12 protein-coding genes and 2 pseudogenes are annotated in these 26,188 nt (G+C 67.0%); 6 read left to right on the plus strand and 8 right to left on the minus strand.

The genetic code is table 11. The features are described from left to right. Nucleotides 1–470: 470 nt before the first annotated feature. Nucleotides 471–995: a hypothetical protein gene (locus tag OG883_RS40855; RefSeq protein ID WP_266552323.1), complete on the minus strand. Its 525-nt coding sequence runs from the start codon at nucleotides 993–995 to the stop codon at nucleotides 471–473. 316 nt (nucleotides 996–1,311) lie between these two features. Between OG883_RS40855 and OG883_RS40860 the strand changes: the two genes are divergently transcribed. After that, nucleotides 1,312–3,330 carry a GNAT family N-acetyltransferase gene (locus tag OG883_RS40860; protein ID WP_266552326.1) on the plus strand — a complete coding sequence of 673 codons (2,019 nt, stop codon included), beginning with the start codon at nucleotides 1,312–1,314 and terminating at the stop codon, nucleotides 3,328–3,330. Then, nucleotides 3,327–3,806 carry an ASCH domain-containing protein gene (locus tag OG883_RS40865; RefSeq protein ID WP_266552329.1) on the plus strand — a complete coding sequence of 160 codons (480 nt, stop codon included), beginning with the start codon at nucleotides 3,327–3,329 and terminating at the stop codon, nucleotides 3,804–3,806. The genes OG883_RS40860 and OG883_RS40865 overlap by 4 nt, the downstream gene beginning before the upstream one ends. A gap of 477 nt (nucleotides 3,807–4,283) precedes the next feature. Here OG883_RS40865 and OG883_RS40870 read toward each other — a convergent pair whose 3' ends face one another. Beyond that, nucleotides 4,284–9,710, minus strand: a complete 5,427-nt coding sequence (locus OG883_RS40870; RefSeq protein ID WP_266552331.1) for a sacsin N-terminal ATP-binding-like domain-containing protein — start codon at nucleotides 9,708–9,710, stop codon at nucleotides 4,284–4,286. A 275-nt stretch (nucleotides 9,711–9,985) separates the two neighbouring features. Here OG883_RS40870 and OG883_RS40875 point away from each other — a divergent pair. The 4 genes and pseudogenes from OG883_RS40875 to OG883_RS40890 form a co-directional block, all read left to right on the plus strand. Continuing rightward, nucleotides 9,986–10,209 (plus strand): annotated as a pseudogene (locus OG883_RS40875) (transposase); the annotation flags it as partial. 77 nt (nucleotides 10,210–10,286) lie between these two features. After that, complete coding sequence (locus tag OG883_RS40880; RefSeq protein WP_266552333.1) at nucleotides 10,287–11,915, plus strand: ISAzo13 family transposase; 1,629 nt, start codon at nucleotides 10,287–10,289, stop codon at nucleotides 11,913–11,915. Nucleotides 11,916–12,489: 574 nt separating this feature from the next. Then, on the plus strand, nucleotides 12,490–14,100 hold the full coding sequence (locus OG883_RS40885; protein ID WP_266552335.1) for an ATP-dependent endonuclease: 1,611 nt from the start codon (nucleotides 12,490–12,492) through the stop codon (nucleotides 14,098–14,100). After that, nucleotides 14,087–15,121 (plus strand): UvrD-helicase domain-containing protein, encoded by a 1,035-nt coding sequence (locus OG883_RS40890; protein ID WP_266552338.1) that lies wholly within the window; start codon nucleotides 14,087–14,089, stop codon nucleotides 15,119–15,121. The genes OG883_RS40885 and OG883_RS40890 overlap by 14 nt, the downstream gene beginning before the upstream one ends. A 375-nt stretch (nucleotides 15,122–15,496) precedes the next feature. On the opposite strand, the gene OG883_RS40895 is transcribed toward OG883_RS40890, so the two are convergent. The 6 genes and pseudogenes from OG883_RS40895 to OG883_RS40915 all read right to left on the minus strand — a co-directional run bounded on the left by OG883_RS40895 (nucleotide 15,497) and on the right by OG883_RS40915 (nucleotide 26,182). Continuing rightward, nucleotides 15,497–16,702, minus strand: a complete 1,206-nt coding sequence (locus OG883_RS40895; protein WP_266552340.1) for an ISAs1 family transposase — start codon at nucleotides 16,700–16,702, stop codon at nucleotides 15,497–15,499. Nucleotides 16,703–16,905: 203 nt separating this feature from the next. Beyond that, nucleotides 16,906–19,527, minus strand: a complete 2,622-nt coding sequence (locus tag OG883_RS40900; protein ID WP_266552343.1) for an RNaseH domain-containing protein — start codon at nucleotides 19,525–19,527, stop codon at nucleotides 16,906–16,908. Further along, the gene (locus tag OG883_RS40905; RefSeq protein ID WP_266553274.1) at nucleotides 19,527–22,805 is read right to left on the minus strand and encodes a hypothetical protein; all 3,279 of its coding nucleotides are present in this window, start codon (nucleotides 22,803–22,805) and stop codon (nucleotides 19,527–19,529) included. Before OG883_RS40905 ends, OG883_RS40900 begins: the two co-directional genes overlap by 1 nt. 26 nt (nucleotides 22,806–22,831) lie before the next feature. Next, nucleotides 22,832–23,971 (minus strand): hypothetical protein, encoded by a 1,140-nt coding sequence (locus OG883_RS40910; RefSeq protein WP_266552346.1) that lies wholly within the window; start codon nucleotides 23,969–23,971, stop codon nucleotides 22,832–22,834. A 606-nt stretch (nucleotides 23,972–24,577) separates the two neighbouring features. Continuing rightward, a pseudogene (locus OG883_RS47125) lies at nucleotides 24,578–24,874 on the minus strand (XF1762 family protein); the annotation flags it as partial. Between the two features lie 111 nt (nucleotides 24,875–24,985). Next, on the minus strand, nucleotides 24,986–26,182 hold the full coding sequence (locus OG883_RS40915; RefSeq protein ID WP_266552349.1) for an NUDIX domain-containing protein: 1,197 nt from the start codon (nucleotides 26,180–26,182) through the stop codon (nucleotides 24,986–24,988). Between the last annotated feature and the right edge of the window lie 6 nt (nucleotides 26,183–26,188).

Raw genomic sequence — 26,188 nt, forward strand, 5'->3', positions numbered from 1 at the left:
CCATCGCAAACGAGTTGCCACCCGCAGAGCGCAGTTTGGCCGCCGAACTGGACTGCTCGCAGCCTATCGAGACGACCCCTTATAGGAGCTGGTCTCCCAAACGCCGACAGGGCACCCTGCCCCCACCCACTGCAGCACTGACAGTTGCCGCTCATTGACCTGCCGCTCCAATGGCCCGCCTTCGACTTGAAGTTGACGTACGACGGCGGCATGTTGTCAGTTCCGTTGGTCAGCGACGGGCGGTTCGAAACAGTTCGCTCGAACGAGCTGGGGCTGACGCGGGCCGCGTGTACGCGGCGATGGCGGCGTAACGCCGACCGGTGCGTGGCCGGCTCTTCGCCGAAGGAAGCGATGAGTTGCCATTGTGTGGGCGAACTGGATGCCCGTGCGGGCGTCGAATTCCGCCCTTGCCGTCACTTCGGCCTCCGTGAGCTGCTGGCGAGTCACCCCGGGGGCTTCGGCCGGCGCCTTCAGCCACTGAGCTCCGCGCGCAACCGTTCGTTCTCCTTCTCCAGCGTCTTAAGGCGTCGTTCGAGTTCGGCTCGTGTCGGCTTCTTCGGGGGTGCTGGAGGTAGGGGCTCTGTTGCTTCCGGTGGCTCGCCACGCAGTCCGATGGGTTCGAAGGCCACGATTGTTTGCCGGTCTTTCCCACACTCAGAGCATCGCCTGCCGTATGACCCGGCCGAGAGGGGGTCGGGATACGTGTAGTGCGCCTCCGTCTCGATGATGTGGCCGCAGTACAGCCGGACACGCCACCGCATGATCTCGTGGTCGGCCTTCTTAAAGGACTGCATCAGCTTCGCGACGTTCTCGAACGCCTGGCGACGACGCTCCGTCCTCTCCGGATCTGCACGGCACTTGGCGTCGTCCTCCTCGACCTGACGCCGAGCCCACTCGCTGATCTCCTCGCTCTGCTTCTGACGGCGGTGGTCCCCGCGCGTGAGTTCATACTCCTCCAACGGAACCCCGCTGCTCCGGTACTCGACTTCGCGCATGACGGCAAGCGTAGAAGCGGCGTCCACGCGGCTGTGGAGAAGATCGGTCTTGATCAACCAGCTCGCGGATTCTGCCCATGAGTGACCGCCGGAGTGTGTACTGGCCCAGAGGGCCGGGATGGTTGTTCGGATTTGCGGTCACAGGAATCGCTGCGGGCTGTCTGGTGAGTTCCCGCCATTTAGCCGGTTTTGATCAATCGGTGGCTCGGCACTGACGCTGTTGGGCAGTATGCCGTCCTGGGGCATTGTCGGTTGAGAGAACCGGAGGGGGAACATGGCGATCAGAGTGCTGCCGGTGTCTGCGGAACAGCTGGAGTTGCTGGACGCGGTTGTCGCTTTGGGCGACCGATACACGAAGTATCTGGGTCTGCTCACACCGCCTGCCTACCGTAGGCACGCCGAGGACGGCGGCCTGCTGGTAGCTGTGGATGACGAGGAGGTCGTCGGTTACGCGCTCTTCGGGCTGCCTAAGCGGAGTCTGTATGTTCGTCTGGCTCATTTGTGCGTGGCCGAGGAGCATCGAGGCAGGGGTGTTGCTCGTGAGCTGATCGAGGCGATCCGCGCGCGGCATACTCATCGGCTTGGTATTCGTGCGAAGTGTCGGCGCGACTATGGGCTCAGCGGTATGTGGACCGCGCTGGGCTTTGTTCCCAAGGGTGAGAGCCTGGGGCGGGGCAAGGACAAGGAGACGCTGGACACCTGGTGGCTCGACCTTGGGCACGAGGATCTGTTCACCGAGGCCCAGAGTGATGCGCTGCTGGTGGTGACCGTCGACCATGGCGTGTTCGCCGGGCTGCGCGGTGCGGGTACGGAGCGCGCGGTTGCGGAGTCGCGTGCTCTCGAAGCGGGGTGGCTCGCCGACCTGATCGAGCTCGCGTTTACTCCGCAGCTTCTGCACGATGTGCGTGATGTCGAGGAGCGTGAGGCGCGCAACCATCAGCGTGCGGGGCTTGCCGAGTTGCGGTCACTGTCTCCCGACAGCGTTGCCGTGGCCATCCGCTTGGAGGAACTGGCCGCGGCGGTGAGAAAGGAGCTGCCTGATGTCCCCCTCGATGGCTGGCAGCGCGCCCGCTTGCGCTACGTGGCCGAGACGTCGTGTGCCGGGCTCCAGGTGCTGGTGACGCGCGATCCCGCACTGGCGGCTCTGGCGGACATCGCCTGGGATGTCGCACGGGTCAAGGTCGTCTCGCCGGCTGTGGTCACGCTGCATGTGGACGAACTGCGCCAGGCCCAGGTGTACCGTCCTGCGGATCTCATGGGCACTGCTTTCTCCGCCGAGGAGATCGCGCCAGGCGGTGAAGGAGAGCTGGTCGCCTTCTTCGACCAGGCCGAGGGCGACCGTGGAACGGGCTTCGCGGAGCGGCTGAAAAGCCTCGCCAATGACGGGGTGCTGTGGCGCAGGGAGTTGCTCCGGGACGGAGAGGGGTATCCGGTGGCCCTTTACGTCTGGGCGATGGACGGCCGCACGTTGAACGTCGCGTTCCTCCGTACGGCGTCGCACCTGCTGGAGGAGACACTTGCACGGCAACTGCTGTTCATGCTCAAGCGGCTTGGCCGGGAGCGAGGGGCGCAGGCGGTCCGTATCACCGATCCGTTCCTGTCGCCGACGGCGATGGCGGCTGCCGGCGCCGACGGTTTCACCGAGGACGAGAGCGGCTTCACCGCACTCCTGGTCGACGTCTGCGGACCTGCTGAGGCGGTCTCGGAAAAGGCCGCGGAGATCGCGGGCCGGATGAGGCGGTCGACGCCACGGCTGGGTGATCGCGTGTCGCCCGAGATCGCGAGCATGGCCGAGCGGGTGTGGTGGCCGGCTAAACTGACCGACACGGCCCTGCCCTCCTTCATCGCACCCATCAAGCCGCGCTGGTCCACGGAGCTCTTCGACATTCCGGCCATGCTCGTTCCCCGGGACGACGTACTGGGCATCAGCCGCGAGCACGTCTACTACCGCTCGTCCGGACACCGAGGAGAAAGCGTTCCCGCCCGGATCCTGTGGTACGTCAGTGAGGGGACTTCCGGGCAGCAGGGCAAGATGGTCATCGGCTGCTCGCGCCTCGACGAGGTGGTCATCGACGACCCCGACACCCTCTTCTCGAGATTCGAACACCTTGGCGTATATGGTCATGCCGAAGTGCGTGCCGCAGCCGATGTGTCGGGCAAGGCCATGGCGTTGAGGTTTTCGGACACGGAGATCTTTCCCGTACAGGTGACGCATGCACGAATGACCGCGTTGGCCAAGGGGCTGGGACTACGGTGGGTACCGCCGATGCAGCTGTCGAAGATCAGCAACACGCTGTTCCAGGCCATGTACGAAGAGGGGCACCGAAAGACGTGAGTGATCCGGAGCGCGCGATGCTGCTGTCCGTCCACCCTCGGTTTGCCACGGCGATCCTGGCTGGGACCAAGACGGTCGAGGTTCGCCGGCAGCGCGTCGCCGCCCCACCGGGAACTCCTGTGCTCCTGTACGCGACCGCGCCCACGATGGCCATTGTGGGCATGGCGCGGATCTCTTCCGTGCAGGTGGCCTCGCCGCGGGAGGTCTGGTCGGCCAACCGCACGAGCGCTGGGATCAGTCGGCGTGAGTACGACGAGTACATGAGTGGAGCGACCCAGGCCAGCGGTCTGTCTCTCGAAGAACCGATCACCTTCGAGGCCCCGGTACCGCTGGCCGCCCTGCGAGCCTCGGGATCGTTCCATCCGCCGCAGAGCTACCGGTACTTGACCGGTGAAGACCTCCGGAAGGTCGCTGAGGCGGCACCGGTGACCGGGGCGGCCCTTCAAGGCGCATGGAACGACCTGACACCGGCCTAGGCCGATTGCGACTCTTTAACGTGCGGGCGAGGTGACGCTGACGTCAGGGCGGCCGACGGGCGTTGGGGGCAGCTCAGGACTTGCGTTGAGCAGCAGGGCCAAGAGCGTTGCCACGGCCACGCCTGAGCCGATGGCGACCAGGTCTCCTGGTGAAGACGGTCCGTGGTGGGTGCGCGCCGGGATCACACCCCGACTCGCGGAGCCGGAAGCCGGCGGGTGACGCCTCGGTGGTTCCGGTTCCCGCGCGGCTTACTTCTCCTCATCCGATCGTCGCCGCGCTCAGAGACATGGAGGAGCGGCTCGTGATGCCTAGGCCCGTGATCCGCCGATTGCTGATGATCACCGCACGCGTCGAGTTCCCCACCACCCGACCATGATCAACCATCCAGGCCCGACGTCTCATCGCCAACCGTGCACGAGCTCGTTGAACTTGACGTTCAACCCCGACTCATCTCGCGCTGGAGTTGAACGTCAGGGTCACAGCAGGTACGAGAAGCGCAGTGCCCCGCCCTCCTCGCGGTAGCGGCCCCGGCCGCGCTTTCCGTAGGGGTTGGGGAGCATCTGGATGGCCATCTTGTGAGGGGTGAGGGCGTGTGTGACCACCAGAAGGCGCCAGCGGTCGTTGCCCGCGTGCTGGCGGGCCGCGCGGACCTCGCTTTCTCCCAGCTCGAAGCGGCCGCCTTCGCCTCCGGTCGCCTTCACCTCGTACAGGTAGGGCCGGCTGCCGGAGCCGACCCGGAAGTCGAAGCCGAGGCCGTCGTCGCCGGACGGGCCGGGGAAGGCTTTGCGGCGGTTGCCCGACACCCAGCCGGTCTCGTCCATGCGGTCCGGGTAGCACGCACACAGCCACTGGTACGCGTACCACTCGCCCACGTAGCCGATGGCCTCCCGCTGGGCCGTGGTCAGCCCGCTCTCCGTGCCGCCCCCGTACCGCCGCCCGCGCGTGTGACTGCTGGCCTGGGTGCGCCCGGTCTGGCGACGGGGGTCCGTGAAGCGGAGCGGCCCGGCGGCGGTGATGCCCGGCGCCGAGCCGCTCTGCATTACCCGGTCGAGTTCGCGGGTGAGGGCGGTGAAGTCGCCTGAGTGCACGTCGAAGTCGCGGCCGCCGACGGAGATCGACCGCCGTTTGCGCTCCCGTTCGCGGCGCTCGTGTTCCGCCGCGTTGCGCACCCGGTCCAGGTCGCCCTCGGACAGCCCGTGCCGTTCGGGATCCGTTGCCATCGCCATCCCGTCGGGCCACTGGCCGAGGGCCGCAAGCCAGCCGACGACGTCGGTGGGGGACAGGGGTCGGAAGTCCAGCGTGCCTGCGGCTTCCAGCCGCGCGGTGACCTCCTCGGCGGGCTCGACTCCGGTCAGGGCCGTGGGCAATGGGTGTCCGGCAGCCCTGACCAGGACCGCGAGGTCGGCGGCCAGGCCGGTGATCGTACGGAGGTTCGCGCCGCGTACCTGGTCAGGGGCGGGCAGGCGTTCGCCTGACCGGGGCAACGGCACCGAGCGGCCCAGGCGCAGCGCCAGCTGCTCCTCCACGTGCGCCTCCAGGCTCCTCGTGTCGGCCGTGTCCACGGTGTACTCCCATGCCTCCGGCGCGGTGATCCAGTCCAGGGCCCGGACCGAGGGCCAGTCGGGCATCGGACGGCGCGCGTCGAAGTCCTCCAGCACCGCCCAGCGCAGCCGGTTGACGAGCTCCTTCTTGCGCAGGTCCAGGTAGGTGCGGAGCGCTTCCTCGTGCTCGGCGGCGTGGCTGATCGGTTCCAGTGGTGGGCTCATCGCGCGCAGGGTGTCGTTCAGCTCGGCGAATCCGATGCCCAGGTCGCGCCGCAGTTCGTCCGTACTGCGGGCCGCTCGGGCCCTGGCGATGAACTCGGGTACGGGGACCGGGAGCTCGGCGGCGTACTCCTCGAGGTGAGCCTGGAACTCCCGGGTGTCGCCCGGCGGCGGCAGGAACAGCGAGTTCGCCGCCTCCGTGCCGAGCAGGTGAACGAGGAAGGGCCGGCAGCGCTCTAGGACCACGCCGATGGCCCCGTCGATCCGGCGGCTCGTCTCCTCGACCTGGTGGACCGTGACTTCCAGGGCGTCGGCGAGTTCCTCCTGGCCCGGGTCGCGCAGGTCGGCGTGGCGGGAGGCGAGCTGGTGGGCGGCGAGGCGCAGCCGGTCGCCGAACTCCCGCCGTCCCAGCAGCTCGGCGAGCGCCACCACGATGCGGGTGGTCTCGGGCCAGCCCGGCTCGCCTGCCGGGGAGAGGACGAGCGGATGCTTCGGATCGGGCAGCGGCAGCACTCCGCCGAGGCGGCCCGGCAACGTCACGGGCCGGCCGTCGAGCTCGATGTCCCAGGAGCGGTAACGGTGCAGACGTACGCTCCGGACCAGGGACGTCAGCTCGCTCAGCTCGGCCTCGCTCGCCCGGGGGCCGCGCGCCAGGTGGTCGCAGAGGACGCCCACGGCCAGCGTGAGCCAGGGCAGCTGCTGGACCAGTGGCTCTCCCATGGCCGCGTGGTCCACCCGTGCGCCGTCCACGGTCACCGTGAACGTCAGGTCGTCGGTGTGCCGGACGGTGGCGGGGTGTTCGGCCGCCAGCAGCTCGGCGGCCTCCGCCGAGACACCGGGAAGGGTGAGTAGGGGGCGCGCCATCTCCCGTACCAGCAGGGCCGTCAGGCCGTCGCGTTCACCGCTGACGTAGAGCACGGTCGTGGCATCACCATCGCCATGGCTCTGCCCGCCGTCCAGGGCGGACAACGGTACGCTGATCAGCCGGTCCTCGGACTCAGCGAGCAGACTGGCGCCCTCGGGCAGTGCAGGACGGGGCCGCCGTACGAGGTGCCTCCAGGCACGTTCGTTGGCGCGCTGCGCGGCGGGCCGGTCCTCGGCCCCCAGCGCGCCCTCCGCCGCGAGCCGTCCCAGCGCGGCGATGAGGCGGTCGCTGTCCTGGGGGTCGTCCCAGGTCGGCAGCCGCATTTCCCGCAGGCGGTCGCCCGCCTTCCCGCGTTCCAGGAGGTGGCGCAGCCGATGGTCGACGGTCGGCGCGTACGAGGGCTCCTCCTCCAGCCCGGGCGGGCAGTGCCAGGCGTCGGCCGGCCGGACGAACCGGACGGCCCGGTCGCGGCCCCGCACCGGGAGCCACGGCTGCTCCCGGACGAAGGCTCCGAGCGGGGTCGGGACCTGTTCCGTGTCCGGGGAATTCTGGCTGCCGGCACTGGTCCAGACGCTGGTGAACCTCGTGTCGTTCCAGCTGGCCAGGCCGTGCAGGACGAGCCGTGCGTACGCCAGCCGGGCCTCCTGGTCGAGGCGTCCGACGACGTCCTGGCCGGGGAGCTGCCAGGCGGGGGTTCCCCGGTACGGCGTCCGGGGGTAGTAGGCACCGGACCAGTTGCGGACGTACGGCTCCCACTGCTCCTGCACCTCGGCAGACACCTTCGCCATGCGGACCAGCTGCCGAGCGGTGAGCTCCCGGCCTTGGTCTACCCGGCTCAAGGCGTTGGGGGATCTGACCGGGACCAGCCCGTCGGCCACCCCAGCCTCCAGCAGGAACGCCCGCCACTCCTCAGTCTCGCCCCGCTTGGCGAACTCCTCGGGCGCGGCGAGGAGGCGTCCGGCGATCGCCTTGAGGCTCTTCGACACGTCCTGCCCGGCGGCGACCACCGCCGCCAGGTCCTCACCGACGGACGTGCGGCCCCAGCCCCGGCCGAAGACGGCGCCGCTCGCCCTGATCAGCCGGCCGTCCGCCGACGGTACGTACAGGCCGAGCGTGGAGATCTCCGTCCCGCCCAGCGAACGCCGCGGCTGCCACAGCCGGAAGACGAACCGCAGGGTCTGGAGCCGCAGTCGGAGATCGGTGCTCGCGCTGAGCGCCTGCCGTACATGGTCCAGCAGGCCCCTCGTGTCGTACGGCCGGACGAGCCCCTCCTGCTCGAGGAAGGCGCGGGCGGCCCGCCCGCGCGTACGCTCGCCGCGGTCCTTCCAGACCAGCCCCGGGTGTAGGGAGAACAACCGCTTGCCGAGCAGGGCGGGGACGGACGGGGCCTCGGTCTGGTTCGCCTCCGTACGCACCGGCTGGAAGAACGCCTCGCGGCGGGCACCCTGACCGCTCGGCTTGCCCTGTGCACGCGTGCTTGTGCCCGTACCCGCCCTGTCGAGGGGACGGTTGGTGTGCCGCAGTGTGCAGTCCTCCGCGAGCAGCAACTGCCTGCCGTGCAGGACGTGCCCGTCGTCTTCGAAGAGGGCGGCCAGGTCCTTGTAGAGCGCGCTCCACTGCTCGGGGGACTCACCGGGCCGGGGGAGGGGAAGGCCCCCGACGATCCGTTCCACGTACGCGGCGAGGATCTCCGGGCCCGGCTCCCACGGGCACGCGAGGGCCTTGCACAGAGTGGCCAGCCGTTTCAGCCGGTCGCCGCCGATCTCGGGGTCCGCCACCACGATCCCGGCCTCGTGCGCGCGGTGTGCCGTGAGAACGGTCAGGTCGAGGTTCGGCCACAGGACCGCGCCCCGGGGCGGGGCCCAGCTCGTCTCCGGCGGGGCGCCGTTCGCGGCGAGGACGGGCACGAGCGGTACGTCGGCGAGTTCGCTCCCGTGCACGCGCAGAGCCGCCGCGCGGAGCCGCCCCGCCGAGCCCTTCTCACTCTCCCAGCTCATCAGGTCCGCGGCCAGCTGCCGCATTGACGGCTCGGGCACGGTGCGCAGCGCCGCGGCGGCCGCCAGACAGGTCTCGGCGACCGCGTCGAGCAGCAGCACGTTGAGGGGGTTGTCGGAGGGAAGCCCGGTGCGGTCGAACTTGGTGAAGAACGGGGCGTTCACGTGTCCCGGGAACGGCGCGGCCTGGTCCTCGCCCATCGGCAGGAAGGTGTAGATCTGCCCGCGTCGCGGTCGGCGCGGGGCGGGCAGCGGGAGCGCGACCTCGACGACGGCGGACCGCTTCCACTCCTGCCACGTGTCGTCGAGGAGCCCGGAACCCACGGCCTCGGCGAGGGTGCTGTTCAGCCGTTCCTTCTCCACGGTGCCCCGGGCTACGAGAAAGGTGCCGGACGGCCCCAGGTCCACGGTCGCGCAGGAGACGGGGAGTCTGTGCCCGGCGCCGTCCTGCGCAACCGCGAAGCGCTTCTCGGAGCGGGTCAGTTCGTGCCGCTCGTGCGCCTCGTGGCGGTCGTCCAACTCGCCTGCCTCGCCACCGGCGGCCCGTCGTTCCAGCGTCAGGCCAGCGAGCCGGTCGAGGAACAGCATCACGGGTACCTTCGCCTCCGCGAGCTCGCGCATCCGCAGCCGGACCTCGGCCCGGGCGGCCTCGCTCAGCAAGGGCAGCCGGACGATGGTTACGTACCCCTGGGCGGCGAGCTGCCGACAGGTCGCGGGCACATCGTCCAGCGGCAGGGGCGCCTGGAGCGGTGGATACTTGGCGGCCACCTCGTGGGCGTTGTCCTCACCGGCGAGGAACTCCTCCACGTCGACCTTCTGCGCGAAGCGGAAGCAGTACCCGTCCAATTCCGGGCCGAGCGGGCTGTCGGGGTCTGCGCTGTAGATCTCGGGTGCCTCGCTGATCAGCAGGATGCTGCGGAACCCGACGCCCTTGTTCCCGATGCCCTCGCCGACTTCCTTCGAGCTCTGTGCGAGCTCGCAGACCCGCTCGACGTCCCGCCAGGTGAAGGGCGTGCCGCCGTTGGCGACGTACAACGTCCCCCACTCGCCCTCCGCCTCGTCCAGCAGGAGGTGGACCCGTCCGTCGCGGCGGTTCCTCGGATGCGCGTCGTAGCCGTTCTGCAGCAACTCGAAGAGCGAGCGGCCGGCGTACTCCCGTGCGCTCGTGTACGACACGGCGTTCACCTGCCGTGCCATGCGCAGGACTTGCTCCGACCGAGCCCCCTCCAGCACGGACCGGCCGTGCTCCCGCAGCTGCTCGGCCCGGGCGTTCCTCGCCATGGTTCTCCCCTCACCTCAGCGTGATGAGGACGCTATCCCGCAGCACTGACATCGGGGGCGCGAGGGACCACCGTGTGGAGCGCGGCTCGGAGCTGCGCTTGACGTTTTAATCCGCCGTCGAGCGTGGCTCGAATTTGTTCAGGGTTTTGCCCCTGTTCAAGGTGTGTCCGGGAGGCCGGGGCCTGATCCTGCGAGGAGAGGTCGGCGCGGCGCGTAAAGGCCAGACCGCGTAACGGGTTGAGCACGGGGTTCAACGGGACGCGTTCGCGGCGGTGATGGCGTTCCGGACCGAGTTGTACTCCTGCCTGCTTTCGCGCGGCGATGCCCTGTCCGAGCTGTGCGACGCGTTGCTGTGCACGGACGGTCCGGTCCGCACGCTCGTGGACCGGCGTGGACACGTGCCCTCTACTCAGGGCTGAACCACGGCCGGATCGATGTCGCTCGGCTGTGTCGGGCGCTGGTCGGGATGCCGTTGCCCCGGGCAGCCGACGGCCGCCTGCCACACCTTCGGCCGGGGCCTAAGGGCTTGCAGGGAATCAAGGTGTTGCTTCCCGCCCTGAGGCTCGTTGGTGTGGTATGCGCATCCCGGATGAGACTCGTGACCAACTCGCCGTGAAGTTCGCGGTGTTGCTCCCGCAGCTGGACGAGCGGCAGCGGCGGTTGTTGATGGCTGCGGAGGCCCGGGGCCTGGGGCACGGCGGTGTCCGGGCGGTGGCACAGGCCGCTGCGGTCAGCGAGACGACGGTCCGCAAGGGCGTGTTCGAGCTGGAGGCGGGTGAGGAGCCTCTGGGTCGGGTGCGGCGTCCCGGCGGGGGCCGCAAGCGGGTCGCGGATCTGAATCCAGGGCTGCGGCCGGCACTGTTGGCGCTGGTTGAGCCGGATGTGCGGGGTGACCCGATGTCGCCGCTGCGGTGGACGGTGAAGTCCACCCGCACGCTTGCGCGGGAGCTGACCCGAGCCGGGCACCGCGTCAGTGCCGACACCGTCGCCAACCTGCTGCGGGAGGAGGGGCTCAGCCTGCAGGCCAATGCCAAGACAATCGAGGGCAGCCAGCACCCGGACCGGGATGCCCAGTTCCGCTATCTCAACGAGCAGGCCCGCGAGCACCGGGACGCCGGCCAGCCGGTCATCAGCGTGGATACCAAGAAGAAAGAGCTCGTCGGCGAGTTCAAGAACAACGGCCGCCAGTGGCGGCCGTCGGGTGAGCCGGTGCCGGTGAACGTGCATGACTTCGCCGACCCGCAGCTGGGCAAGGCCGTCCCCTACGGGATCTACGATCTGGCGGCGGACACCGGCTGGGTCAACGTCGGCACCGATCACGACACCGCCGCGTTCGCGGTCGAGTCGATCCGCCGCTGGTGGCACGGCCAGGGCCGGGCTGCCTACCCGCAGGCGGCACGACTGCTGATCACCGCTGACGCGGGCGGCTCCAACGGCTACCGCACCCGAGCCTGGAAACTGCAACTGGCCCGGCTCGCTGCCGAAACGGGACTGACCATCACCGTGTGTCATCTGCCGCCGGGCACATCGAAGTGGAACAAGATCGAGCACCGGCTGTTCTCGCACATCACCATGAACTGGCGGGGCCGCCCGCTGACCAGCCACGAAGTCATCGTCCAGTCCATCGCTGCGACCACCACCCGCACCGGGCTGCGCGTGAGTGCCGCACTCGACACCAACACCTATCCCACCGGAGTCCGCATCGGTGACGCCCAGATGGCGGCACTGCCGCTGACCCGGCACGCATTCCATGGCGACTGGAACTATGCCCTGCACCCGCAGCCCTGCCCTGCCGTCCCGGTGGCCCGGGCTCCGCATGCGCCGGCCCCGCAGTGGGAGCAGGCCCTGCTGTCCGATCCCGCCCTGACCGGCATGTCCCGGCAACAACTGGACGCCCTCACCAGGACTTTGACCCCCGACGGCGATGCCCGGCGCGGCCGTCCGCCCCGGCTCGCCTTCCCCGAACAGGTCCTGGCCACCGTGCTCCATCTGCGGGTCGCCCTGGCCGCGGAACCTCTCGCCGTACTATTCGGCAGCAGCCGCACCGCGATGCACCGCACCCTCCTGAAGAACAGGAGACTGCTCGAGGCACACGGCATCGTCATCCCACCCGCGACGGCACCACCCGTCGTCCTCGCGGCCCTCCGAGCTCGGGTCCTCGCCCAAACCGGCGAGCCCAGCAACAAGATCAAGACGACGTGTTAATGATCTGCAAGCCCTTAGCTAGCCACGGAAAGCACATCTGCTGGCCTACCTGGGTGTGCCGGTTCAGCTTCGCCGTGCCGCGTCTGCTTTCCGCACCATCTTCGCCGCGTGGTCAGCCGAGTCGGCCAAATTCCGGAGTACGCGGGAGACCCGGCTGAGGAACTCCACAATCTCGTAGCCCAGGACGATGCCGTAGGCGCCGTTGATACGTACATCGAGGCGCGCGTGCCCATCGGCGGTCTGTCACTCGATGTCGGCGTGGAATCCGTGATCTTAGCGCCTCTACCGATATTTGCAGGCGCTTATTGTTACCGGTGCGTCAATTTTGTCAGCTACGGCTACTGCGGTCACCCATCAGTCAAATGGCGACGGAGAAGATCCCAACCGGAGGGGCGACCCATAAATAGAGAGCTTGTTCGACTAAGTCGCCTTCTTCCTGAAGCTAGCGTGACACCTGCTATGCTCCCGTGCTGCTTGTTCGAGAGGGTGTAGTGGGGCCTCGTGGGGAGCTAGGTGCCACTGACCTAATTCGGCACTGGCCTTCGCGCGAAGGAAGTTTCGTACCAGGGGGTACATGCTTTCCAAGATCGTCATTCGCAACTACCGAATATTCCGGGACTTTACTCTCGACTTCGACCCCAAGATGAACATTTTGGTGGGGGACAACGACGCGGGTAAGTCGACGATTCTGGATGCTATCGAGCTCGGCCTGACCGGTAAGCTGCGCGGGCGCCCGCTTTACCAGGACCTGTCGCCGTATTTGTTCCACCAAGATGCCGTTGCTGAGTGGATCGCAGCGTTGGAGGTCGGGCGCCCGGTTGTGCCTCCTGAAATCATCATCGACCTCTTCCTGGAAGCGTCCTCCGAGACGGCTGGCCTCAAGGGGACTAACAACCTCCTGAAGGTAGATGAACCTGGCGTCCGTATCCGAGTCGCTTTGAACTCGGACTACGAGGCGGAGTACAAGGAGTTCATCAAGCGGCCTGACAAGGTCCGACTGATCCCCACTGAGTACTACAAGGTTGAATGGCTTTCATTTGACGGGAACGGGGTCACGTTCCGCAGTATCCCGGCTACCGCTTCCTTGATCGATGCTGCCACCATCCACCTGCAAAGCGGTGTCGACTACTACATGCGACACATCTTGAATGACTATCTGGACGCAGACGAGCGCGTGAAACTGGCGCGGGCGTACCGCAGTCTTCGGGAGACCTTCGCAGAAGATGCTTCGATCGCAAGGATCAATGGGGACCTGCGAGGCGCCCCGAACGACGTCAGTGACCGCGAGCTGACTCTGAACATCGACGTCTCGCAGAAGTCGAGCTGGGAAAGTGGCATTGTGCCGCACCTGGACGATCTTCCCTACCAGTTCGTCGGCAAGGGCGAGCAGAGCACACTCAAAATCCTGTTAGCCCTCAATAAGAAGGTCGATGACGCGCATATTGTGCTCGTCGAAGAGCCGGAGAACCACCTCTCGTTCCCGAACCTGGGCAAGCTGATCCGCAAGATCAGCGATAAGTGCAAGGACCGTCAGGTCTTCATCACCACGCACAGCTCCTTCGTGCTGAACAAGCTCGGACTGGAGAAGCTCGTCCTGCTGTCCTCCTCCGCAGGCGTCCGCCTTGATCGCCTTCCAGCCGGCACGCAGGATTACTTCCGGAAGCTTTCGGGATACGACACCCTCCGTCTAGTACTAGCGAAGCGGTCGATCCTCGTCGAGGGCCCGTCGGATGAACTGGTCATCCAGCGAGCCCACATGGACACGCATGGCGGCAAGCTTCCAGCTGAGAGTGGCATCGACGTCATCAACGTCCGCGGGCTCTCCTTCAAGCGGTTCCTTGATATCGCGATGCTGCTGCCGCAGAACATCGTCGCCGTTGTTACGGACAACGACGGGAACGACGTCCGGGATGTACAGCAGCAGTACAGCCGGTATACCGCTCAACCCAACATCAGTGTCCACGTCGGCGAGGACGCGACGTACAAGACCCTGGAGCCGCAGCTGTTCAAGGTGAACGGACTCACTGATCTGAACGCCGTCCTCGGACAGAGCCACAGGACTGACACCGCCCTGCTCGACTACATGAGCAAGCACAAGACTGACTGCGCGCTGGCTATCTTCGAGAGCGACCAGACCATCACGATGCCGTCGTACATCACGGAGGCCATCGATGCGGTCTCTTAACAACCAGGCCATCATCGCGGCGGCCGGCTCGCGCAAGACCCAGCACATTATCGACCGGGTCCTCGGTGACCCGACGAAGCGGGTCCTTGTGACGACCTACACCAATGAGAACCTCAGCCAGATCGTGAACAGGCTGAGCGAAGGCACCGGCATCCTGCCGAGTCACGTCACGGTCATGGGCTGGTTCACCTTCCTGATGAACCAGTGCGCTCGCCCTTACCAGAGTTGCGTCCTGGGCGAGACCGGCCTGATGTGTGGCCTTAACTTCCTGGGGCAGCGGGCCCGGTTCACCCGCAAGGACAAGCCGAAGCAGTACTACCTCGATACCGCTGGCGCCGTGTATCGCAATGAGGTCGCGGCCTTGGCGCACGAGGCCAACGAGCGAAGTGGTGGCAGGGTCGTGGACCGCCTTACGGGGATGTACGACCACATCTACGTCGACGAAATCCAAGATATGGCAGGGTACGACCTCGATCTACTGGACGCTCTGATGAAGTCGCCTGTCGGTCTCACGATGGTGGGTGACCCCCGACAGGCGACGTTCGCGACCAATACCGCCGCGAGGAACAGGCGGTACCGGGGAAGCGCCATCGTCGACTGGTTCAACGAGCGCGCGGACGTCTGCGTCATCGACAGCCGTGTGGAGAGTTTCCGCTGCAACCAGGCAATCTGCGACTTCGCAGACGACCTTTACCCGAAGCTGCCCCGCACCATCTCGAAGAACGCGGAACTGACAGGGCATGACGGCATCTTCGACATCCGAGGGTCGGACGTGCCGGGGTACGTAGCGCAGTACTCGCCGGTCGTATTGCGGTGGGACCGGCGTACCAAGACGGGCGATCTTGAGGCGATAAACATGGGTGCCTCGAAGGGCAGCACCTACGACCGGGTGCTCATCTTCCCGACGAAGCCCATGATCACCTACTACAAGAACCGCGACTTCAACGTCCTCAATGAGCAGGCGAAGTTCTACGTCGCAGTGACACGGGCGAGGCATAGCGTGACCTTCGTGCTGCCGTGAATAGGCTGGGTCGATCAGATCTGATGCAGCTGACCTCGCCTGACGAGTACGGTCCCGCTATGAGATACCAGGCTGTAGAGGGTGTCCAGGCGGTTCCGTGACAGTCCCCGGCAGACCCATCATGTGGAGTGCCTCGCGATCTCTGAATCGGCAGCTAAGGGCTCCTGAAATGCGGTTTTGCTCGTGCGCATTATGTTCGGTGTGGGCGTTACGGGCGATATCTTGACGCTGAAATGGCGCTCGTGACGCTCATTTTAAGCTCGTTCTGATTGGACGTCAGGTGTTTGGTTGTGCTGGCCAGGCGCACTATTGCCTACATGAGTGTGGCCGGGCGTTGAGCAGGGTCATTGCATGATCGAGATCTGTCTGGGTTCGTCATGTGAGGCCGAGGGTTCGTAGGGGCCGGTGGTAGTCGCGGCCGGTGTGGCGGAGGGCGGCGGCGATGTTGGTCTGGCCGTCCTGGCGGAAGACGCTGATGGCGAGGTTGCGCAGGGATGCCATGGCGCGGGGCAGGGTGCCGGTGCGGACCTTGGAGGCGTCCTCGCGGAACGTGCGGTCCCGCACGTGGTGCAGGAGGTTCTCGATTCCCCAGTGACCTCTGATCCAGGTGGCGAGCTCGGCACAGGTGGCGTCGAAGACGCTCAGGCTGGTGATCAGGTAGACGCGTTCGATGGTCAGCTTCCCGGTGCTCAAGTCGCGTCGCCTCCGGACGACTTGGATCGCCTGGCGGGCGCCGGGGTAGTCGAGGTGGCTGAACGCGGCGACCTTGAGCCGGCGGATCTCGTCGCGGTGATGGGCATGGTCGCGAGTGCGGTGCCCGAGCGGCATGTCCCGCCAGGGCAGCTTCCTGACCTGGGCATACAGGCCCGGATGGTTCTTCTTCACGACGGCCACGTAGTGCGCGCCGCGGCTGGTCAGATAAGCCCCGTGGTCGTACTGGGTGTGCAGTGCGTCGGCGGTCACCACCGTGTTCTCCAGCTCGAGACCGTCCAGCAACGGCGCGAAGGAGGGGATCTCGTTGCTCTTCGAAGCGACCTGCCGCTGGGCCACGACCACGCCGTGGTGGTCCATCGCCGCCAGCAGCTGGATCGCCGCGGCCGTGGCGGTTCGCGATCCGCGGACCACCTTGCCGTCGACCGCGATCACCCGTCGCACCGGCCCTCCCTCCGCCTCCGGCTCGACCGGAGGCGGCCTTCTGGCCTGCAGATACGCGCTGATCGCCGCGTCCAGCGCGTCACCGTCCACACGCTGCAGCAGGCGGCGCACGGTTGCGGCGTGCGGCACCGGCCGCAGACCGGTAAGTGGATCGGCAGCGAAACCGAGGACGCCCAGCACATGCTGCGGGGCATCCGTGATCCACTCGCTGATCGCGATGAGCGAGCGAGCCCCGGTCAGCACCGCCGAGACGGCTGCGCACAGCAACGCGAGGGCCGGATACCGCAGTCCTCGCGCATCGCGGGGATCGGTGACCAGGATCAGGAAACGCCGCAGGTCAGCGACATCGCTTGAGGTGAAGGGACCAGTCGGGGAGCCCAGTTGCTCCAGTGCGGAAGGGATGGGCGATGATGTTCGGGCAGGCACGGTCTCGCTCGGTTCTCATGGGTCTCGACAACCACATGATCACCGGCACCGTGCCTGCTCTGCTCTCCCGAGCCCCTTGCTGCACAACAGACATGACGCCACGTCACTCACGAGACCGGCGAACCGGACCAATCTCAATCACGCAATGCCCCTGGGGCGTTGAGGGGCTCCTGACGCTAAGCGGTGGCCCTGTCCATGCATGGCTATGAAAGGTCATCTTCGTCATCTTGGGCCTCGCCGTCACCAGGATCGTGACTGCGGAAGTCGGGATGGTCCTGGTCGGTCTTGTAAGCGAGATGGAGCGGGGCCGGACGTAGCGTGCGGTGATCCCACGCGACGGCCTGGTCGCATTGCCGGGCGATGAACGCGACGAGGTCGCCGGGGCGCCAGCTGCCTGGCGTGGGGACGGTGAGCTCGATGCGGCTGGTGGCGTGGAGATCCTTGTTCATGGGGTTGTAGGTGAGGGTGCTGAAGTCGTCGCGGGTTCGTTTGTTGCCCTCGCGCAGCATGGGCGAGTTTCCGGCTTGCTGGCGTGATTGTTGCGTGAGCATCCACACGGTCTCGTGGGGGTGATGCTTCTCGAAGATGAGAGTGCGCCGGTAGGTGGGGTTCATGGTGGTGAGGTTGTCGACACCGTCGCGGTAGACGGTTGCCGGCCGCGCTGCATGGTGTCCGAAGGCGATGCGTACGGTGGCGACGTCGATGCCGTCGTGAGCGAGACCGCGTCCGGGGTGCGGCGCGGTGCGGAAGGGATTGTCGTCGAGGGCCGGGTAGATGCTGCGGCTGCCTTCCTTGTCCAGGACGAGGACGACACGGTTGCTGCCCTCGGGCAGGACGAGGTTGTCGAGGGCGGTCTCGATGTGGTCTCGGACGGCCCGAGCACCGTCGCCGTTGCGTCCCCAGCGTTCGCTGCCGATCTCTGAGGAGTGAAAGAGGGCACGCCCCTCCGCGATGCGCAGCCATTGCCCGTTTTGGTACATCTCGGTGTACGGCGGGGTTTGAGCGTCGGGCGTGAAGTGCATCGCGACGAGGCAGGCGACGAGTTTGGGGCTGCGGTAGCCCTGGCCTCGTACTCGCTTGTAGACGTGTCGGCGCATGTGGATGCCGACCACGGTTACGGGCTCTGTCAACGGCGCGTCCATGGACACCTCGGGCGTGGCGCAGATGGCACGAGAAAGACGGTCGTCGATGATGCCGGCGTCCTGGAAGATGTGGCGCAGGGCTGCACTGGCGGGAAAGTCGGTGTCCTCTTCGCGCGGCGAGGCGTCGGTCTTGACGAGGAACTGGCTGACGATCCTGGTGGCTCCGAGTGCCTTGCGGGTGGCGGGCTTGCCGTCGTGGGGGACGGGCTTGCCGTCCCAGGTGGTCTCGCAGATGACGGCGATGAGTTGGTCAGGGTCGCTGACCTGGAGGGCGCTGTGGCTGCGGATGAGTGCTGCGCGGTCATGGCGGCCGTGCATGGTCAGCTCGGGGATCTTCCGGAATTCCAGTGTGATGGTGGGGGCGACGTCGACGATCTGCCCATCGAAAGCCGTTGCCCGGTTGGCCAGTGCGGCAGGTGTCGCAATCCCGTAGTCCGACCGGAGTTGACGCAGGATCCGGTGCGGGGTGCTGTCCGCGGAGTACACCGCCACCAGGCGCACTGACTTCCATCCGGCTGCCTCCACGGCCTGTGGCAGCTTGCCGCGGGGGATGGGGCCGCTGGTGATGCTCTTGCCCGGGATGGTGTGGCGGGAGGCGTCGTAGATGATCGGTTGGACGCCGAGGGCCTCGGCGATGTGGGTGGTCATGCGCAGGGTGAAGTAGGCGCCGATGCCCTTGCCGACCAGGTGCTTGCCCTTGTTGCGGAAGACCGCCCGGACACGGTCGAGAGCGCCGTCGGCGTTGACGGGCAACGTGACGGGTTGGAGGCCGCACGCCTGGACGATGGCCGCGGTGTGTCCGCGGAAAGTTGTCTTCCAGGTGAGGCGCCCGTCCTTGTCGGTGATGTTTTCGCCGTCAGGGCCGGTGTGGGGGAGATGGCGGACCGGGACGCGCAGCAGGGTGTCGAACTGGGGGTGCTTGAGCATGACGGTTTTGACGTTGCGCCAGTGGTCGGCGACGCGGGTGACGTGGCAGTCGAAGCGCAAGATGGGGTCGGGCAGGCCGCGTTGGGTCTCTCCGGTGACCGAGACGTAGGCCATCGCCCAGCCGGTGCGTTCATTGGCTCGGCCCTGGTAGATGGTGCGGTAGTAGGGGTAGTCCCAGGCTACGAGTCGTTTGGCGTCGTGGGCGAGCGCCACTCGGAAGGACGTGGCTGGCTGGTCGGGGTGCTGCTGGTCGGTCATGGGGCGGGCTGCCAGTTGCTGGATGGCGGCCCAGCCTGCGGCGTCCTTCCACCACCAGGGCCCGGTGATGTAGCCGCCGTCGTCGCGCTGCAGGACGTCGGTGAGGGGGCGGCAGGTCGCATTGTGGAAGTCGATGTGCTCGCTAAGGAGTTGGTGCTTGTGGTTGGGGAAGTGCAGCTTCTGCCACGTGTCGAAGCAGCGCTTGGTGAGCTTGGCATCTAGGGGGCGGTCGGCGACGATCAGGCTCTGTGCCTCGTCGGGCCCGGCGCTGCGTCGCCGCGAGATCGTGAAGACGATCATGCGTCCGGTGGCGGTGCCCAGGGCCACGCGCAGGGCACCGTGCGGGGTGCGGAAGCCTTCGTCGGGGTCCCACTGGCGTTCGCAGACTTCCCACAAGTCCTCGAACTCGGGGGTGAGCGGGTAGAACCACACCTGTCCCATCAGTTCAGGGCTGAGGGGGAAGTCGGCGGTGTAGAGGCGGGTGGGGCCGGCGGCCATCAGTGGTTGGTCCTTTCGTCGGCGAAGTTGAAGATCGCGGTGAGGGTGTTTCCGTAGATGTTCTGCAGGAGTTCGAGCTGCCCGGTCTTGGCCCAGCCGTGGCGCAGTTCTCGGATGAGTCGCGGCAGGTCGCTGCCGCTTGCGGTGTTGTGGAAGGCGTGGTCGGCGAGGTAGAGGACGCCTTGGTCGCCGCCTCGCCGTACGCGGCCGCCGAGCTGGATGATGCCGATGAGCATTTCGGCGACGATCGACAGGCGCACCTGGTTGGGCAGGGACTGGAAGAAATGGTGGCTGCGGAAGAGCTCTTCGTGGACTGCGCTGGAGGTGCGGGAGAGTTCGCGCAGCATTTCGGCGGGATCTTGCGAGCGGTTCAGGGCGCTGTAGGCGCGGCTGGAGATGAGCGCGAGGAGCTGGGCGGGTTCGTCCATCAGCGGGATCGGGCGGACGGCGAGGATGACTTCGCCGACCAGGGAGCGCCCGTTGTGGTCGACCATGTTCAGTCCGCGTTCGGCAATGGCGAGCGGTGCGATGAGGATCTTGGCACTGTTGTGGTGGGGGAAGCGTTCCAGAGCATCCGAGGGGATCTCATGCCAGGCGGGGCGTCGCCGGAAGTGCGCCGGTACGGCGCTCTCGCTCTCGACGCGGGCGGCGACGGCAATGCTGTCCGGGTCCGCGCCGGCGGAAATCATGCCTTCGGCGAGCTGCCCGGCGCCGACGTAGGAGGTGCAGGCGACGAGGATGCGGGCCCGGTGCGCGGTGCTCGCCCGGCTGCCCAGCTTCTTCAGATGCTGCACGATGTGGGACCACAGGGCGCGGCCCATCTGCTGGTGGGCCTGGTCCCGGTGGATGTCTGATGTACCGGAGATCCGGATGGGATTGTTGCGCTCGTCCACCAGGGGCAGCGACTTCAGTACCAGGGAGCCGGTGATGTCATCGGGCACGTACCAGGTCGGTGGAGTGATGAGGTGGTGCATGGTGCCGCCGGGCATGTGCGCAGTCGCCGAGAGTCCCAGCACAATGCGGCGTTGCCCGCACAGTGCCAGCGCGGTGGTGTCGCCGAGCTGGGCGGTGTAGGCGTGAGGATCGCCGGCAAAGGAGGTCAGGGCGAGTTCGGTGCGATGCTTGTCCTCGATGTCGTGGATGGCGGTGAAGCCGAAGACGGGTGCGCCCAGCGGGCCGTACGGGGCGGCGTGCCATTGCTTGTTGTCGTCGAGCATCTCGGCCAGCTGGTTGGCCGCGGTGATACCGGATGCCTTCAGGGAAGTGCCGAAGCGGGTCACGTATTCGATTTGGGCTCGGATCTGCTCCAGGTAGGCCCGTCGCACCAGGAGGTCGACCAGGAGTTCACGGTCGTCATCGTCAAGTGCCGGGTCCAGCAGTGAGGTTGTGGCAGCGGAGATCCGTGCGTGCGCGCCGTCGAAGACGGGATCGGCGCCCTCGCGCAAGGCTGTGGTGTCGAGCAGTTCGCTGCGCAGCCGGGTCAGATGGTCCTGGCTGCTGTCATCGAGGCCGGGGATGGCCGGGACGGTCGCCTCGGTGAGCTGGGCTTCCTCGCTCGGGTTGAACAGCTTGCGGAAAGTATCGATCTGTTCGTGAGTGGGTGAGGAATCCTCCGGAGTGCGCCACAGACGCGCGGTGCACCAGGCATCCCAACGGCGCGGGATGATCAATCGGCGGCGCGCGAGTTGCTGGCGGTTGCGTTCGTTGGGGCCGCGTTGGGCGATGCGTCCGTTGGCTGCGTTGCTCACGTAGCTCTCCGACAAGAATCGCGCCTGGGTGATCTTGGGGTGGATGTAGCGCTCGAGCTCGTACATCAATGCGCCGGCCCGGACGCTGAACTGGTCGTGAAGCTCTTGCAGGGCACTGGGCTGCCTGCTGCCATAGCGCGCGAGGGTGACGTGGTGGGCGCTCTTGGCGAATCCGGTGGCCTGGAAGGCGTCTGCCTCGTCGATGAGCAGGAGATGGGTGAGGCGCAGCAGTGCCTCCTCGACGCTCATGTGGTTGCGCAGCCTCCCCTCGGCCAGCACCGGGACATGGAGGCGGCCGGACATGAGGTTGATGTGGTTGGTGACGATAATGCTCGCGCTGTCGAGTGCCAACTGGTGGCGGTGTTTGCCGCAGTGGGCGTACCAGGGGCAGCGGTGGCGACGGACCTCGCCGGTGTCCGCGTCGATACCTTCGAAGTCCGAGCAGCGCTCGCGCCCGGGCTGCCACAGGTCGACGTCCTGGGTGTTGGTGGACCTCGCCTGCATGCCGCAGCCGTAGGAGAACTCGGAAAACGCCTGATCCGCCTCATCGAGCCGGCCCTCCTCCAGGTGACTGCGGGCGGCCTTCTCCGCCTCTGCCTGCATGCTGTTCGGTGAGATCAGCGGCACAACCACCGCGTCAGTGCGACCCAGCTCTTTGAGTTCCACGCGTAGTGCGTGGGTGAAGGCGAGCACGCTGTCATTGCGTGGCACCACGATCCCGGTCACATAGCCGTTCAGGACCCCCCATTCGGCCAACAACTTCGCCAGAACACTCTTGCCGGAGCCGGTGCACGCGCTGAGCACCCTGATGAGGCCGGCGTTGAGCACTAGGTCCTTTTCGGTGAGTAAGGAGCCGTCGGCGTGACGGATGTACTGGAAGAGCCGGTCCAGACTCTGACGTCGGTGGCTTTGGCCGAAGGCTCGATCCAGCGATTCGGCAATCGACCGAAGGGCCTCAACCCGCACGGACAGCATGGGGCACTCGCGAGGCTTGCCGAAGTCCGGCAACGGCGTCTCGACGTGGGGCACATCGAGGATGTAGTGGGCCTGGATGACCCCGTTGCCTGGCCGACTCGGATCCGGGATCTGCGTGCCGATACGGAAATGCCCCTCAAAGGCCAGCGGGCGGCTGCGCCCCTCGTCGAGCGAGGCGGCACGGTCATCCAGGACCTCCAGGATCTCATCCACCAGCGCGGCAAGCTGCTGGTGGACCGACTCAGTCACCAGGTAGAGCTCGTCATCCAGGAGAGCGAACCCCTCCGGAATCTCGGTCGAGTTGAACAGCTCCTCGACGGCGCGACGAAAGGCGCTCAGGATCGCCAGCCGCCCGGTGCGGTGCAGCAGGAGCCGGGTGACTCGCCGCGTGTCCTCAGACGACAGATCGGGATAGCCGTTCCACAAATGCGTGTGCCCGGAGACAAGGAAGTGCGCGTCCCGGATCGCAGTCGCGTGCCGGAAGGAGTTGTCACTGCGGTCGGGAAACAGCCGGGCGGCCAAGGCGAGCGCGGCCACAGTGCTCAAGCGCTGCACGCTCATCGTGGCAAAAGGGCGACCGTTCACTGCGCCTCCTTGAGAGCCTTGCCGACAAGGGTTTTGAACGCGCGGACGGTCCGGACCTCGTAGCGCCCGGCCGGCAGGGACCGGCGCAGCTGCGCGACCTGCCAGGACCGGTAGTCGGGCACGACCACGTGCCGGGCGCGCGGCGGCCTGGCGACGATCTGGGACGGGGACCTGGTGTCCTTGAGGTCCACCTCGAAGACGCTGCTGCCAGCCCGGACGCTGATGTCCCACCGGTCCTTGTGCGGCCACTTCGTGATCGCGTCGACGTCGATGCCAGCCTGCTCGGCCAGCCAGTCCATCAGTGACACCTCGGTGATGCCGGGAATCGTGATGTAGCGCCAGATGGCTTCGTGTAGACACACTGCCTCGGCTGAAGGGGCTGCGATGGCGGGCAAGGGTCCGCGCACACGCGGCGCCCCGTCAATGTCGTGCTCCTGCGTGATGGTGAACTGTCCGACATGCTGCGGATACCGGCACGCCAGCAGAGAGCCGCGCACGTGCATCGGCCACCGGCATACCGGGCAGGGCACGTACCAGGCATCCTGTCCGGAGACGAACTGTCGATCAGGCGGCAGCGGTTCGTATGCCTCGGTGTGCAGGGCTCCGCGCTCGTGCAGTTCGTCGCTCACCTGCTCAACGGTGCCTGCTGGCACCTCGATCAGCATCTGCCGTGTGGCGACGTACTCGTTCTGTCCCGCGGACGAGAGAACCAGATAGACGGAGCGCTCGACCTTCTCAAAGGTCTGTTGAGCCCACCGTGGCACCCAGTCGATCCCTGCTTCGTGGTTCTCGAAGAGGGCCTCGCTGTAGTCGGATCCGTACTCGATGGCCTCGCCGGTCAGCAGGTCATCCTGGCCCAGGATGCTGAACGAGCCGAGCTCGCTTGGAACGAGATCCCATGGCAGGGGGACCCATGCCCGCATGGGGTGTCGCAAGGCGGCAATCAAGCCTGAGGGCGTCGGGGGAGCTGCCGCAGGAGGGAGCAGGCTGAGGAACACTCCGTGCATCCGTGACACCTCGCGCCATGCGGCAGGCTCCTCATGCCGGGTGGCAAAGGCGCGGGCCGCTCGCAAGGCGGTCGTGGTCAGATCGCCGACGAGCTTTTCCGTTGGGCCCCCTGCACGCGACCCCGCCATGGACGGTCGTCTCCCGGCCTGTGATGGTTCCTGCGTCATGGCAGATGATGATGAACCCGCCCACTGACACCGTGTGAGGGCAAGCGGCATTTTCGGCCTAAAAGCCACCGGCTCACTTCATGCCGGAACCCACCCCTGACCTGGTGCACTGACCCAGTTGGCACGAAGGGGTGACTGGAAACGAACTCGGTGCGATGTGAAAGCTGGCGCAAACCCAATACGGCCAGGGCCGCATTGTCAGAGCCTTCCGATAGTGGGGCTCGGCGACCGCCTGCCGGAGCGCCGGCTTCGCCGCACATGTCGACGACACGGCCGCAGAGCGGCCTGCCCGTCTGACCGGCACCGGTCCAAGAATCAGGGATGGGTGACCGCACACATCGGCTGTGGCCTGAGCGATCATCGGCCGCAGCAGCGGGATACCTCGTGTACCGGGGTGCCCTGGGCGAGGGCAGCAAAGGCAAAGAAGTGAAGCAGTGCAGCCACTTGCTCAGCCATCAACCTAGTGGTCGCGGATGTCCGCCGTCACGGCATCAACGGCTTGGCGCGGGGACATGTCGTCGAGGTCGGTGGGTTCGTAGGTGTGCAGGTCGTCTCCAGGCATGCGGTTCAGGGGGCTTGCCACAGGAAGCGAGCGACGTGGTCGTTGCCGTGACCGGCCCGGGGGCGGGAAGGGGTGTGCCATCCGGCCCGGGGCGGACGGCTGGCGACCAGGTGCCAGCCCGCGCCGCGCAGAGATGCGCCGCTCTCGCCCTCCTGGGTGATCAAGCGCCGGTATCCGAGGGCTTTCGCCGCGCGTCACGACGCTCCGTACAGCAGGGAGTTGGCGTTGCGTGCGCCGTCGCTGGCGGTCCGGGTGACTTCGAGGGTGGCGCCGTCGTCGAGGTGGCGGGCCACGGGCAGGCCGAGATGGCCATGGCGCGCAGTGTGCCGGTCTCGTCGGCGGCTCCGACGGCGAAGATCTGTCCTAGAGGCGGAAGTCGCGGTGCCGCCACAAGGTCGTACGCGGGGGCGAGTTCATGCACCTGCGCTTTCTGGAGCGGATGACGGTGCCGTTCGGCTGTCGTAGGGAGTGAAGTGGGCCGGGGGGTGGTCGATGGGCAGGTCGGGGCGCCAGGCGGTGAGGATCTGTGCGCTGCACTCGAAGAGACCGTCGGGCAGCTCGTCGAGCGGCCACCAGGCCCAGTCGCCGACGCTCTCGTCTGGCTGGGTGGTGGGTTCGCCCTGCCAGGTGGTGACGAGGGCGCCCACGGTGACGCGTACGACGTCGCCGGCGTGATCGACGAGGGTGCCCAGGAGGGTGACGTCTTCGGGGCGCGCGGACAGGCCGGTCTCCTCGGCCAGCTCGCGCACGACCGTCTTCTCCAGGGGTTCGCCGATCTCAAGAGATCCGCCGGGGAGTTCGAGAGTGCCGCGGCGGTGGCGGCCCAGGAGCAGACCGCGGTCGCCGAGGACGATGGCGCCCACGCCGATCGCGGCGTGCGGGACGGGCGGGCGTCGGCTGCGGGGGCGGCTGGTGATCCGCGCAGGTAGGACGGTCCTGCGCCGGGCCTGGATGAGCTGGCAGGTGACGGGGTTGTCCGGGTCGGGTGCGTGGAGCTGGGTGATGGCCTCCACCGTGAATCCGTAGTCCGTCAGGAGGTCTTCCCACACCTGGGCGGTGAGCACCCAGGTCTGCAGCGGCAGCGGGTCCATGCCCTTGAGCCCGACCGTCTCCGCGCGTGGAGCCACGGTGTCGGAGGGGCCATGGCCGTGCCAGTTGGTGTGCAGAACGGAGAAGACGAGCGGGGCTCCGGGGAGTAGTCCGTCGCGCAGCGCGGGCAGTGAGATGTGGGGGTCGATTCCGGCGAGTGTGCAGATGCCGTACGTCGCGTCGTACGGCTGAGCCTGCTGAAGGTGCTCGATCACGTCCGCGTGCAGGAACCGGACGCCGGGTACGTCGCCGAAGTGTCCGGTGGCGCGGCGGTGTTGGGTGGGCGAGAGTTCGACCGCGTCGACGAGTGCGCCGTGGACTTGTGCGATGTGGACGGCGCCGGAGCCGATGTCCAGGACCCGTTTTCCGGCCAGGGGGCCGAGGACGTCGTCGCCGGGGCCGACACCGTCCCAGAAGCCCCATCGCAGCTGTTCAGGTGCCGGCGGCATGTAGGACCGGTCGAGCTGAAACTGGCCATAGGCAGTCCAGGTCTCGGGGTTGGGGGACGCCTCGACGGACATGAGAAC

The sequence above is a fragment of the Streptomyces sp. NBC_01142 genome, assembly GCF_026341125.1.
Taxonomy (GTDB): Bacteria; Actinomycetota; Actinomycetes; order Streptomycetales; family Streptomycetaceae; genus Streptomyces.